General features: G+C 62.4%; 10 protein-coding genes and 1 tRNA gene. 9 read left to right on the top strand and 2 right to left on the bottom strand.

Going from position 1 to position 12,612, the window contains the following annotated elements; genetic code table 11:
- Nucleotides 1-76 precede the first annotated feature (76 nt).
- Nucleotides 77-1,588: a pyruvate kinase gene (gene pyk, locus ACRDT3_RS01735; protein WP_431491310.1), complete on the top strand. Its 1,512-nt coding sequence runs from the start codon at nt 77-79 to the stop codon at nt 1,586-1,588.
- 178 nt (nt 1,589-1,766) lie between these two features.
- Here pyk and ACRDT3_RS01730 read toward each other — a convergent pair.
- Nucleotides 1,767-1,851: transfer RNA gene (locus tag ACRDT3_RS01730), tRNA-Leu, on the bottom strand.
- A gap of 189 nt (nt 1,852-2,040) precedes the next feature.
- Here ACRDT3_RS01730 and ACRDT3_RS01725 point away from each other — a divergent pair.
- The 4 genes from ACRDT3_RS01725 (at nt 2,041) to ACRDT3_RS01710 (ending at nt 5,065) form a co-directional block, all read left to right on the top strand.
- Entirely contained in the window at nt 2,041-2,658 is a 618-nt protein-coding gene (locus ACRDT3_RS01725) for an ANTAR domain-containing response regulator (RefSeq protein ID WP_105656703.1), read from the top strand.
- Nucleotides 2,659-2,947: 289 nt separating this feature from the next.
- The gene (locus ACRDT3_RS01720; protein ID WP_431491309.1) at nt 2,948-4,180 is read left to right on the top strand and encodes an inorganic phosphate transporter; all 1,233 of its coding nucleotides are present in this window, start codon (nt 2,948-2,950) and stop codon (nt 4,178-4,180) included.
- Complete coding sequence (locus ACRDT3_RS01715; protein WP_431491308.1) at nt 4,177-4,425, top strand: hypothetical protein; 249 nt, start codon at nt 4,177-4,179, stop codon at nt 4,423-4,425. The genes ACRDT3_RS01720 and ACRDT3_RS01715 overlap by 4 nt, the downstream gene beginning before the upstream one ends.
- A 94-nt stretch (nt 4,426-4,519) precedes the next feature.
- A complete protein-coding gene (locus ACRDT3_RS01710) occupies nt 4,520-5,065 on the top strand; it encodes a dihydrofolate reductase family protein (protein ID WP_431491307.1) in 546 nt (181 codons plus the stop codon).
- Between the two features lie 85 nt (nt 5,066-5,150).
- Here ACRDT3_RS01710 and ACRDT3_RS01705 read toward each other — a convergent pair whose 3' ends face one another.
- Nucleotides 5,151-5,636 (bottom strand): hotdog fold thioesterase, encoded by a 486-nt coding sequence (locus ACRDT3_RS01705; protein WP_431491306.1) that lies wholly within the window; start codon nt 5,634-5,636, stop codon nt 5,151-5,153.
- An 85-nt stretch (nt 5,637-5,721) separates the two neighbouring features.
- Between ACRDT3_RS01705 and polA the strand changes: the two genes are divergently transcribed.
- The 4 genes from polA (at nt 5,722) to rpsA (ending at nt 12,396) form a co-directional block, all read left to right on the top strand.
- Complete coding sequence (polA, locus tag ACRDT3_RS01700) at nt 5,722-8,334, top strand: DNA polymerase I (protein WP_431491382.1); 2,613 nt, start codon at nt 5,722-5,724, stop codon at nt 8,332-8,334.
- 85 nt (nt 8,335-8,419) lie between these two features.
- Nucleotides 8,420-9,319: a polysaccharide deacetylase family protein gene (locus ACRDT3_RS01695; RefSeq protein ID WP_431491305.1), complete on the top strand. Its 900-nt coding sequence runs from the start codon at nt 8,420-8,422 to the stop codon at nt 9,317-9,319.
- A 69-nt stretch (nt 9,320-9,388) separates the two neighbouring features.
- Complete coding sequence (locus ACRDT3_RS01690; protein ID WP_431491304.1) at nt 9,389-10,702, top strand: GNAT family N-acetyltransferase; 1,314 nt, start codon at nt 9,389-9,391, stop codon at nt 10,700-10,702.
- Between the two features lie 218 nt (nt 10,703-10,920).
- Nucleotides 10,921-12,396, top strand: a complete 1,476-nt coding sequence (rpsA, locus tag ACRDT3_RS01685) for a 30S ribosomal protein S1 (RefSeq protein WP_013349277.1) — start codon at nt 10,921-10,923, stop codon at nt 12,394-12,396.
- Nucleotides 12,397-12,612: the final 216 nt, after the last annotated feature.

Here is a 12,612-nt window from a genome sequence, read left to right as displayed (position 1 = left end):
CTTGAATGCGGCGCACCCGGATGCCGGGTGGGCCGCATTTTGCCTATGTGAACATGAAAGGCATTTGGCTGACGGAATGAGACGCGCAAAGATTGTGGCAACCTGGGGCCCGGCCCTGGCAAGTTATGAAAATACTGTAGCGGTACTGAAGGCGGGCGTAGACGTAGCCCGCCTGAACATGAGCCATGGAGACCACTCCATGCACGCACAATCCCTGGCGAATGTGCGCAATGCGGCCGCGGAGATCGGCCGCGCGGTCGGCATCTTCGCCGACCTGCAGGGTCCGAAGATCCGCCTTGGCCGCTTCAAGGACAACGCCAAGTACATCCTCGAGGCCGGTGAGGAATTCACCATCACCATCGAGGATATCGAAGGTACCCGCAACCTGTGCTCCACCACCTTCAAGGGCCTTCCCACCGATGTCCAGCCGGGCGACTTCCTGCTGATCAACGACGGCAAGGTCAAGCTCAAGGCGCTGGCAGTTGACCAGACCTCGGTGCGTTCCGAGGTCGTCGTGGGCGGCGAGGTGTCCAATAACAAGGGCATCAACCTGCCAGGCGTCGCGGTGAACGTTCCCGCGTTGAGCGAAAAGGACGAGGACGACCTGCGCTGGGCACTGCGTGCCGGCATCGACATGGTCGCGCTCTCCTTCGTGCGCAATGCCGAGGACATCGAGCGCGTGCACGAGATCATGGACGAAGAAGGCCGACGCGTGCCGGTGATCGCCAAGATCGAGAAGCCGCAGGCCGTGGCCGCGTTGGAAGAAATCATCAATGCCTTCGACGCCATCATGGTCGCCCGTGGCGATTTGGGCGTCGAGCTGCCGCTGGAAGAAGTTCCGGTCGTGCAGAAGCGCGCTGTGGAGCTGGCACGCCGCTGGGCCAAGCCGGTCATCGTCGCCACCCAGGTGCTCGAATCGATGATCGAATCGCCAACCCCGACCCGCGCCGAGGCCTCGGACTGCGCCAATGCGGTGCTCGACGGCGCTGACGCGGTCATGCTCTCGGGGGAGACCTCCGTGGGCGCGTACCCGGTGGAAACCGTGGAGACCATGTCGCGCATCATCTCTTCGACCGAACAGCACGGCCTGGATCGCATCCCGCGCCTGGGCTCCAAGCCGAAGACCCGCGGAGGCGCGATCACCCGTGCCGCGGTGGAGATCGCCGACCAGCTCGACGCGAAGTACATCGTTGCCTTCACCCAGTCCGGCGACTCGGCACGGCGCCTCTCGCGCCTGCGCCCGAAGAAGCCGGTATTGGCCTTCACCCCGTTGCAGCAGACATACAACATCATGACCCTGATGTGGGGCGTGCAGGCACGCCTGGTGGCTTACGCCGACCACACCGACAAGATGACCGCACAGGTGGACGAGGCGCTGCTCTCCGAAGGCCTGGCGGAGCTCAACGATATCGTGTGCATTGCTGCCGGTTCCCCTCCGGGACAGGCAGGGTCGACCAACTCGCTGCGCGTGCACAAGGTCGGCGACCTCGCCGATGCCGGCCAGCTGGTCAATGGCAAGCCGATGCCTGCTCGCGAGAAGGTCGGTCCTTGGGCACCGGAAAACGTCTCCACGCCTAAGAACCTGTAGACGCAGTTCCGCACTATCCGAGGCAAGCAAATCCGCCCTGCTCCAGACTTCTGGGGCAGGGCGGATTTTGCCTTGGCGCCCCAGCGAATGCTCCTGTGAACTCAAGCACATTCAATTGGCTGGGAGCGCAAAAAAAGGCCGTTGAAACGGAAAATTTCCGATCCAACGGCCTTCATTCTGGTGCCCAAGGTGGGACTCGAACCCACACATCTTTCGATACCGCATTTTGAGTGCGGCGCGTCTACCGATTCCGCCACTTGGGCTGGCACTTTGACTACTTTACTAGAGGTTTTCCAGATTTCCTAATCAGGAACCTCGCGTCTTCGCCTCAACAAGAGTACATGCCAGTAGGCTTAGATGTGAAACCGAGGCAACGTGGCTTCGCTGAACTGAAACCATCTAGATACTGCCCATTCAGCGGGCAGGATTTCTGACCATGGAGGAAGGCGCCAATGAGCGAACTACCTGAAATCACCCGCATCCCATCCGAGGTGCAATCCACTCCGCGTCGAGTGGTCGTTGCCGAGGATGAAACCCTGATCCGCTTGGACATCGTCGAAATTCTCCGCTCCGAAGGATACGACGTCGTCGCGGAAGCCGACAACGGCCAGACAGCCCTGGAGAAGGCTCGCGAATTGAAGCCCGATCTGGTGCTCATGGATGTGAAGATGCCGGTCATGGACGGCATCACCGCCGCCGAAGCCATCGTCAAGGAACGCATCGCCCCGGTCGTATTGCTGACCGCCTTCAGCCAGAAGGAACTGGTGGAGCGTGCCCGCGAAGCCGGCGCCATGGCCTACGTGGTCAAGCCGTTCACCCCGGCAGACCTCACCCCGGCGATCGAAATCGCGATTTCCCGCAACGACGAGCTGCGCGCGCTGGAGGAAGAAGTCAGCAACCTGGCCGAGCAGTTCGAAACCCGCAAGCTGGTTGATCGCGCCAAGTCGCTGCTGATTACCAAGATGGGCCTGACCGAGCCAGAAGCGTTCCGCTGGATCCAGAAAACCTCCATGGACCGCCGCCTGAGCATGCGCCAAGTGGCCGAGACGGTCGTCGACCAGGTCAAGTAAGGCCGGCAAGCACCAGATTGTGCGCCAAACCACTTATGGTTTGGCGCACATTTTTTATGCCTGCGACATGCCGATACCGTGCCTGAAGACCAGTTAATCGTTCTGTAACCAGTTGTTCATGCGAGATTCCCCCGAATGGGGTTGAAGTCCTGGATTGACGTACTGCGCCGTACGCCTAAGATGGAAATTGCGCTTAGAACGAAGACCTGCACGCCAATGCCTTTCGCAGGATCCTTTTTCCTGGCCCGTTCACTTTTCCTTGCCGTTCGACCCCTCAGGCTGGTATTCAATGGATTTGACGCTTATCGTCGTCCTGGTCATTGCCTTGGCGTTGTTTTTCGACTTCACCAATGGTTTCCATGACACGGCCAATGCGATGGCCACCCCAATCGCAACCGGAGCAATTTCCCCTAAGAAGGCAGTTGCCCTCGCCGCAATTCTGAACCTTGTCGGCGCATTCCTCTCCACCGAGGTAGCGAAGACCATTTCAGGCGGCATCATCAATGAAGACCCGACCACGGGCGTGGCCATTGGACCAGCGATGATTTTCGCCGGCCTGATGGGCGCCGTGATCTGGAACCTGTTCACCTGGCTGCTGGGCCTGCCTTCGAGCTCCTCCCATGCACTGTTCGGCGGCCTGGTTGGCGCCGCGATCGTCGGTGCAGGCTTCGCCTCGGTGAACTACAGCGTGCTGCTTTCCAAGGTGCTGCTTCCAGCCCTGTGCGCGCCGCTGATCGCCGGCATCTCCGCGTACCTGTGCACCAAGCTGGCCTACGCAATCACCAAGCGTGAGACTGGCGCTGCGCCGAAGCGCGGCGGCTTCCGCTACGGGCAGATCTTCTCTTCCTCGCTGGTTGCGCTGTCGCACGGCACCAACGATGCGCAGAAGACCATGGGCATCATCACCCTGACCCTGGTTGCTTCGGGCCTGCAGGATTCCGACTCCGGCGTGCAGTTCTGGGTGGTTGCCACCTGCGCCTTCGCCATTGCACTGGGTACCTACACCGGCGGCTGGCGCATCATCGCCACCATGGGTTCGGGCCTGACCGACGTGAAGCCCGCGCAGGGCTTCGCTGCCGAGATGTCCACCGCTTCGGCGATCCTGACCTCCTCGCACCTGGGCTTCGCGCTGTCCACCACCCAGGTAGCTTCCGGTTCCGTGATCGGTTCGGGCATGGGCCGCAAGGGCGGCGAAGTCCGCTGGGGCACCGCGGGACGCATCGCATTGGGCTGGCTGTTCACCCTTCCAGCAGCCGCGGCCGTCGGCGGCATTGCCGCGGCAATCACCCACCTGGGCAACATCGGCATCGTGATCGTCGCCATCGCCGGCACCGGCGCCATGCTGACCATCTGGTTCCTCTCGCGCAAGCAGCCGCATGATCACGAGTCGAACATTTCCGACATCGATAACTCGGGTGCAGCGGTGAACATCCTGACCAAGAAGGAACGCCGCGCCAAGGCCAAGGCGGAAGCCAAGCTGGCCAAGGCTGCCGCCGCGCAGAAGGAAGCCGATAATTCATGATTGACTGGACAGCCTTTCTCATCGTCGCCGTCATCACCTGGATTTCCGCGATGGCGATCGTTTCGGCCTACTCCTTCGGCGTCCGCCTGCTGGCAGTTGCCAAGGACGAGGGCCGCAACCAGAGCCTGAACAATGCCGGAGCCTACGCCTGCTTCGCGGTTTGCGGCCTGATCGTCGCCTTCGGCGTGGTGCTTATCGTGCCGCAGCTGAGCGACGCGATCCTGGGCTTCTCCTCGAGCCACTAGGAACTGCGCGCGGCAACGGGCGGATCCGACACGATTTTCGGGTCCCTCGACAACTTGATATTGCCTTCGATGGAGGCACCCCTAGACTGGAGCCATGACTAGCTTCAAGTACTACGTGGGTGCCTCCATCGATGGTTTTATCGCCGATCGCAACGGAAGTGTCCAATGGTTCATCCCCTATGCCACGCAGCCGGGAGTGAAAAAGCATTTCGACGAGTTCTTCGGGACCGTCGGCGCCGTAGTGATCGGTGGCAAGACCTACGAGAACATCTTCCGCGATGCCAACGAGGGATCGGTCCCGTGGGTGTTCGGCGACAAGCCGGTGTGGGTCTTCACCCACCATGAACTGCCGACATTGCCCGGAGCGGACCTGACCTTCATCCGCGGCGAGGTGGGCTTCTGGAGCCGGGATATCGCCCAGAGCGCAGGGGCCGGCGATGTGTGGGTGGTTGGGGGTGCCGACCTGGCCGGCGCGTTCGTCGAAGCCGATGCGCTCGATGAGCTGCTTCTGGTCACCGTTCCGGAGGTGCTGGGCGACGGGGCCAACATCTTTGGCCGCGGGATCAGCACGCAGCTCTCAGCGCTGGGGATTACCGAGCTCGGCGCGGATATCTTCCTCTCGCGCTACGCGATCGGCTAAACGGCCCGGGAAATCTTCCGGCAAGAAGGCAGCGCCCCGGATCAGCCGAATCAGCTGGGCTTGGCGAGAACGCTGCCTGCGGGGATCAGTTTTCGACCGGGAGCAGCATATTGGTGATGCGAGCGGTCGCAACACGCTGGCCCTGCTCATTGCTGATCACGATCTCATGGCAGGTGCTGCTGCGGCCAAGATGCACCGGCGTGCATACCCCGGTGACCAGCCCGGCACGCCCGGCCTTGTGGTGGGTGATGTTCAAATCCACGCCGACCGGGTTGGCGCGGCCCGCACCATGCAGCGCAGCGGCCATCGAACCGAGGGTTTCGGCCAGTGCCGCGGAGGCGCCGCCATGCAGGATGCCGTAGACCTGGGTGTTGCCAGCCACCGGCATGGTGGCGGCAACGCGCTGCGGTTCGAACCCGGTGAAGATAATTTCCAGTTTCTCCACGAGCTCGCCCACGCCATTTTGCAGCAGGTATGGCCACATGGATTCGGGAATGCCATGGCGGGCCAGCTGCGCGGCAAACGGATGTGCCGAAGATTGCGTGGTTTGAGAAGTGAAATTGTCGCTCATGACAACTAGGCTTTCAGGTGTGAGCGAAACTACCAAACCGACTGCCTCGTCGGACAAGAGACTGCTGATTATTGACGGACACTCCATGGCGTTCCGCGCGTTCTATGCGCTGCCTGCAGAGAACTTCGCAACAAGCACCGGCCAGCACACCAATGCCGTGCACGGATTCGTATCGATGCTGCTGACGATGATCCGCCAGCAAAAGCCCACCCACGTTGCGGTGGCCTTCGACTTGGACACCCCGACTTTCCGCTCGCTGGAGTACACCGAGTACAAAGGCGGACGCAATAAGACCCCCGAAGAGTTCTACGGGCAGATCGATCTGATCCAGGAAGTCATGAAGGCGATGAACATCCCTTCGATCACCCTGGAAAGCTTCGAGGCCGATGACATCCTGGCCACGCTGGCCACCCAGGGCGAAGAAGCCGGCTTCAACGTGCTGGTGGTTTCCGGCGACCGCGACGCCTTCCAATTGATCACCGACAAGACCCTGGTGCTGTACCCGAAGAAGGGCATCAGCGATATCCCGCCGATGGATGCTGCCGCGGTGGAAGCCAAGTACTTCGTGCGCCCCGAGCGCTACTCGGACTTGGCGGCGCTGGTCGGCGAAACCGCCGATAACTTGCCCGGCGTTCCTGGTGTGGGGCCGAAGACCGCCGCCAAATGGATCAACCTTTACGGGGACCTGGCCGGCATCCTGGAGAACGTGGAGAACATCAAGGGCAAGGTGGGCGAGTCGCTGCGCGAGCACGTGGGCAACGTGACCCGCAACCGCCGGCTGAACCAGCTCAAGCACGACCTGGAACTTCCGGTCACGCTCGACGAGATGGAACTCGAAGCCCCGAACCGCGAAGAGATCGAGAACCTGTTCGACGCGCTGGAATTCAATACCCTGCGCAAGCGCCTGTTCGACCTGTTCGCAGCCCAGGAAGAAGTAGCGGCACCCGAGGTTGCCGAATTCTCCCGTGTGCTCGGCGCCGACGCCGACGCGCTGGGCGGATTCATCGAAGCCGGAAAGGGCGCGCCGATCGCGATCCAGCCTGCTGCGGTTGACGGCGAGGCCGTGGGCCTGGCCCTTTTCCGCGGGGCCGAAGCCCTCTGGCTGGAGCTGGCAGAACTCGATGAAGCCACCGAAGGCGTGCTTGCGCAGTTCCTGGCCGATGAGAACGCGCCGAAGCTCTTCCACGATGCCAAGGCCGCCATGCACCTGCTCATCGAGCGCGGTCTGCGGATTGCCGGCATCAAGGACGACACCTTGATCAGCGCCTACCTGATCCAGCCGGATCGTCGCAGCCACGACCTGGTGGACGTGGTGCAGTACCACCTGAAGTATGCCGTGCCGGTGCATCAGGCCAAGAAGGGCGAACTGGATCTGGGATTGGCCGCCGACCTGGCAGACCCGGCCCTGGCCCAGGCGCAGGCCATCCACGACCTCTCCGCCTACCTGGCCACCAAGCTGGCGGAGAAGCACGCGGACAAATTGGCTGCCGAGATGGAGCTGCCGCTGATTCCGGTGCTATTCGAGATGGAACGCGCAGGCGTGGCGGTGGACGTGGATCGCCTGAACGAACTGCGCGCCCACTTCACCGAGCAGGTGGACCAGGCCACCAACGACGCCTTCGCCGCAATCGGCCATGAGGTCAACCTCTCCAGCCCGAAGCAGCTGCAGGTGGTCCTGTTCGAAGAGCTGGATCTGCCGCGCACCAAGAAGATCAAGACCGGTTTCACCACTGATGCCGAGTCGCTGCAGGATCTGCTGGTCAAGACCGGGCACCCGTTCCTGGTTGCGCTGATGGCCTACCGCGATGCGATCAAGCTGCGCCAGACCGTGGACGGCTTGCTCAAGGCCACCCATGATGATGGCCGGATCCACACCACCTATGCGCAGACCGTGGCCGCGACCGGACGCCTCTCCAGCCTGAACCCGAATCTGCAGAACATCCCCGTGCGTTCGGAGGAAGGCCGGCGCATCCGCGATGTCTTCATGGTCGGGGCGGGCTACCAGAGCCTGCTGACCGTGGACTACTCGCAGATCGAAATGCGCATCATGGCCCACCTCTCCGAGGACGAGGGGCTGATCGAGGCCTACCAGAACGGCGAGGACCTGCACCGCTATGTCGGTTCGCGCGTGTTCAACGTCGAGCCGGAGGAAGTCACCTCGGAGATGCGCTCGAAGGTCAAGGCGATGAGCTACGGCCTGGCCTACGGGCTGAGCAGCTTCGGCTTGTCCAAGCAGCTGAAGATCGGTGTGGACGAGGCCCGCAAGCTGATGAAGGACTACTTCGACCGCTTCGGTGCCGTGCGCACCTACCTGCGTTCGGTGGTCGAGCAAGCCCGCAAGGACGGCTACACCGAAACCATTTTCGGACGCCGCCGCTACCTGCCGGAGCTGAACAGCTCCGACCGCCGGCTGCGCGACATCGCCGAGCGTGCCGCGTTGAACGCCCCGATCCAGGGCTCGGCCGCCGACCTGGTCAAGGTCGCCATGCTGCGCATCGCCGAGGGCCTGGCAGCAGGAGAATACAAGTCCCGCATGCTGCTGCAGGTCCATGACGAACTCATCCTGGAGATCGCCGAGGGCGAGCTGGAGCCGGTGCAGGAGCTGGTGACCCGCGAAATGGGGCAGGCCGCAGATCTGCTGGTGCCGTTGGATGTCCAGCCGGGCATCGGCCGGACCTGGCACGACGCCGCGCACTAAGGGCAACAGCCGAAAGGGGCAGGGACACCGGTGGGTGTTCCTGCCCCTTTCGCATGATCGAATGGGCTTGAGGAAAGAGACGAACATGGAGCCGTACTCGCGCCGTTGGGCGCTGAAAACCGGCAGCCTGGGGCTGGGTGCGCTGGCCGCCGGACTTGTTGCCGGTTGCAGTGCCGGTGATCCGGCGGGTCGAGCCGGGTCCGCGGCGGCCTCGGCAACGGCGAGTCCTTCGCCTGCCACCCCTGCTTCGCCCCGGGCTTCCCCCAGCCTCCGGGCAGAGTATCCGAGCCGGAGGCAGGTCATGGGCAAGTTCAAGGATGTTCCGGCCGGGCAGTTCGGGCTGGAAGTTCCGGGCATCGAGCTGGGCTTGCCCAAGGGCAATGCAGCCGCGGCATTGACCTTCGATGCTTGCGGGGGACCGCGGGGCTCGGGCGTAGATGAAGCCCTGCTGGACGCCTTGCGCGCCAAGCAGGTGCCCGCGACCCTCTTCGTGAACCAACGCTGGGCACGCGCCAATGCGCGGCTGATGGCCGAGTTGGCCGGCGACCAGCTGTTCGAGATCGCCAACCACGGAACCAGCCACGCCCCGCTGGCCACCTCCGGGCAGGAGGCCTACGGCATTGGGGGCACGGAGTCGATCGGCCAGGCCTACGACGAGGTGATGGGAAACCAGCGGTACCTGGCCGACCAGTTCGGCATCACCGCTAAATTCTTCCGCTCCGGGACCGCCCACATGGACGAAGCCAGCGCCGCAATGTGCCGGGAACTGGGCGTGGTGCCGATGAACTTCACGGTCAACCTGGACGCCGGGGCGACCTTCGGCGCGCAGACCGTAGCCGCCCAGGTCCGCCAGCTGGGCGCCGGGGACATTGGCATCGGGCACTTCAACCAGCCAGCTTCCGGTACTGCCAAGGGGGTGGCGCTCGGGCTGGGGCAGGCGCTGGATTCCGGGCTCCGGTTCACCAGGCTCTCCGATGCCTGGTGAATGCACCCCTTGCATCGGCCGGGCTGGCGCATAGACTGTGATCAGCCGATTTCCCCGCCAAGGAGCACGATGAGACTAGAGCGCCAGCCGCAGCTGGAAACCCGGACCTGCCAGGCTACCGTCCGCAGTCCTGAACTCGACGAATCGATCAAGCTGTTCCACCAGGCCACCGGGATCGGCTTCTACGAGCAGCTGCCCGAAGAACCCAATTGGGCGAACTACCTGGACCTGACGTACGCGCAGGAAATGCGCTTTTCCCTGGTGTTCGATCCGCAGGCCGAACCGCACTCGCGCCATGCAACCCACCCGGTGCACACCTATGGCGCATTCCCCGGGCTGCTGAATGCCGGGGGCGACGCGCCGGTGGCAACGCACAAGATCTCCGCGGTCACCGTCGCGCCGAGCTATCGGCGGCGCGGCATCCTGGCCAGGCAAATCACCGCCGACCTGGCCTATGCCCAGCAGGCGGGATTCCCGATTGCTGCGTTGACCGCGTCGGAAGCGACGATCTACGGGCGGTACGGTTTTGAACCGGCCACCTACCAAAGCCGATTCACGCTCAAGTGCGCCCACGGGGTGAAGCTGCGCGTGCAGGTACCCGGCCGGGTGGTGGAAGCCGATCCGAAGCATTTCGGGTCCGACTATGCTGCGCTGGCCGTGCGGGCGCTCGAGCGGACATTCGGATCCGTGGACAGCACCGAATTCGACAACGGCTTTGCCTTGGGCCGCTGGGACACCTGGGAGACCCTGGAAAAGCCGAAGAACCTGCGCTTTGCCGCCTACTACGATGACGCTGGCCAGCTCGGCGGTTTCGCCACCTACAAGTTCAGCGGGTGGGAAGAGCCCAAGGCGAAGTTGGTGGTGCACAAGCTGGTGGCCACCAGCGACGCCGCCCGCATCAAGCTCTTCGAGTACCTGGGCAACCATGATCTGGTGGAGGAAGTGCATGGCCAAGGCCCGGTGGCCGATCCGCTGCGCCAGGTGCTGGAGAACGTGCGGGACTACCATGTGCGTTCCATTGACGATGTCCTGTGGCTGCGCGTGCTCGATGTTGTTGCCGCCTTCCAAGCGCGCGGCTACCAGCGAGATGCCCGGCTGCTATTGAGCGTGAGCGATCGGCTGGACCTGATCTCCGGGACCTACCTCTTCGACGTGTCCGATTCCCGCGCCACGGTGAGCCGAATCGAGGAAGGGCAGGCCGAATCCGATCTGCCGCGGGTGGCATTGTCGGAGCGGGAGCTGGCGGGACTGTACCTGGGGACCGTGCAGCTGGGCCAATTGCTGGATTCGGGACGCGCCGAACTGGTCGGCGGGGGAGCGGCGGGGAACTGGACGGACTTGTTCAGCGTGGCTCGCGAGGGTTTCACGCCGCACGGTTTCTAGTGGGACGGATCGCATTAACCGGTTGATATGACGAAGTTCACAAAATGCTGGCGAGGATGTTAGCGGGTTACGCTTTGACCCGCGGTGTGCTAGGCGCGTAGACTTGAACAGCGTGCCATGGCTCTGTCATGTCCGCATTCATGTTCTACCCCCTTCGAAATTCCGGGACTTCCGGAGTTTCGACTGATCAAATCTATCCACATCGGAGTCCCTACTACATGACCATCACCTCGAACGAGAACAACAGCGCACCAGTCGTCGCAATCAACGACATTGGATCTGCTGAGGACTTCTTGGCCGCAGTCGACGCCACCATCAAGTACTTCAACGATGGTGACCTCGTCGAAGGCACCGTCGTCAAGGTTGACCACGACGAAGTTCTGCTCGACATCGGTTACAAGACCGAAGGTGTCATCCCTTCCCGCGAGCTTTCCATCAAGCACGACGTTGACCCAGGTGAAGTTGTCACCGTTGGCGACAGCGTCGAAGCCTTGGTCCTGACCAAGGAAGACAAGGAAGGCCGCCTGATCCTGTCCAAGAAGCGTGCGCAGTACGAGCGCGCTTGGGGCGACATCGAAAAGATCAAGGAAGAGGACGGCGTCGTTACCGGTACCGTCATCGAGGTTGTCAAGGGTGGCCTCATCCTGGACATCGGCCTGCGTGGCTTCCTGCCAGCATCGCTCGTCGAGATGCGCCGTGTGCGCGACCTGGCTCCATACATCGGCCAGGAAATCGAAGCCAAGATCATCGAGCTGGACAAGAACCGCAACAACGTTGTGCTTTCCCGCCGTGCATGGCTCGAGCAGACCCAGTCCGAGGTTCGCTCGACCTTCCTCAACAAGCTGGAAAAGGGCCAGGTTCGTCCGGGCGTTGTTTCCTCCATCGTCAACTTCGGTGCATTCGTGGACCTGGGCGGCGTAGACGGCCTGGTACACGTTTCCGAGCTGTCCTGGAAGCACATCGACCACCCATCCGAGGTTGTCGAGGTTGGCCAGGAAGTAACCGTCGAGGTTCTGGAAGTCGATCTGGACCGCGAGCGCGTTTCCCTGTCGCTGAAGGCTACCCAGGAAGATCCATGGCAGACCTTCGCCCGCACCCACGCACTGGGTCAGGTTGTACCGGGCAAGGTTACCAAGCTGGTTCCATTCGGTGCGTTCGTACGCGTCGAAGACGGCATCGAAGGCCTGGTTCACATCTCCGAGCTTGCAGTTCGCCACGTTGAACTGGCTGAGCAGGTTGTTTCCGTTGGCGACGAACTGTTCGTCAAGGTCATCGACATCGACCTGGAGCGCCGCCGCATCTCGCTGTCGCTCAAGCAGGCTAACGAAGGTGTTGACCCAGAGGGCACCGAGTTCGACCCAGCACTCTACGGCATGGCTGCAGAGTACGACGAGGCCGGCAACTACAAGTACCCAGAGGGCTTCGACCCAGAGTCGAACGAATGGCTCGAGGGCTTCGACACCCAGCGCGCTGCATGGGAAGCACAGTACGCTGCTGCCCAGGAGCGTTGGGAAGCACACAAGAAGCAGGTTGTTGCCGCTATCGCTGCCGACGCAGAAGCAGAGCCTGCTGCTGCCGGTGGTTCCGAGCCAGCTCCAGCTTCGTACTCCTCGGAGGCGCCAGCCACCGATGCAGGCACCCTGGCTTCGGACGAAGCACTGGCTGCACTGCGCGAGAAGCTGACCGGCAACTAATTCCGGCTTCTGCCCCGTGCAGAGATCGTGATTAGCTTTTGCTGATTCACGAAGGTCCAACCCTGAAAGGGTTGGACCTTCGTTTGTTTAACCGGTTTTTGCTTGCCGGCATGGCAGGCTCGTCATTATTTCTGCTGACTTCGATCGGCCAGGAATAGCTCCAAAGGAGCACTACCCCTAATACCTGCTGAGGTTAGACTAAAAGTGCACCGATCA

The sequence above is a fragment of the Glutamicibacter sp. genome (assembly GCF_050701915.1).
GTDB lineage: Bacteria > Actinomycetota > Actinomycetes > Actinomycetales > Micrococcaceae > Glutamicibacter.
Note: the sequence above shows the minus strand (reverse complement) of the source record. Positions and strands in the feature narration are given on the sequence as shown.

Excerpts from the sequence above, each read along its gene's own strand:
- pyk (WP_431491310.1), top strand. The coding sequence starts at position 77 with ATGAGACGCGCAAAGATTGTGGCAACCTGGGGCCCGGCCCTGGCAAGT.
- ACRDT3_RS01725 (WP_105656703.1), top strand. The coding sequence starts at position 2,041 with ATGAGCGAACTACCTGAAATCACCCGCATCCCATCCGAGGTGCAATCC.
- ACRDT3_RS01720 (WP_431491309.1), top strand. The coding sequence starts at position 2,948 with ATGGATTTGACGCTTATCGTCGTCCTGGTCATTGCCTTGGCGTTGTTT.
- ACRDT3_RS01715 (WP_431491308.1), top strand. The coding sequence starts at position 4,177 with ATGATTGACTGGACAGCCTTTCTCATCGTCGCCGTCATCACCTGGATT.
- ACRDT3_RS01710 (WP_431491307.1), top strand. The coding sequence starts at position 4,520 with ATGACTAGCTTCAAGTACTACGTGGGTGCCTCCATCGATGGTTTTATC.
- ACRDT3_RS01705 (WP_431491306.1), bottom strand. The coding sequence starts at position 5,636 with ATGAGCGACAATTTCACTTCTCAAACCACGCAATCTTCGGCACATCCG.
- polA (WP_431491382.1), top strand. The coding sequence starts at position 5,722 with ATGGCGTTCCGCGCGTTCTATGCGCTGCCTGCAGAGAACTTCGCAACA.
- ACRDT3_RS01695 (WP_431491305.1), top strand. The coding sequence starts at position 8,420 with ATGGAGCCGTACTCGCGCCGTTGGGCGCTGAAAACCGGCAGCCTGGGG.
- ACRDT3_RS01690 (WP_431491304.1), top strand. The coding sequence starts at position 9,389 with ATGAGACTAGAGCGCCAGCCGCAGCTGGAAACCCGGACCTGCCAGGCT.
- rpsA (WP_013349277.1), top strand. The coding sequence starts at position 10,921 with ATGACCATCACCTCGAACGAGAACAACAGCGCACCAGTCGTCGCAATC.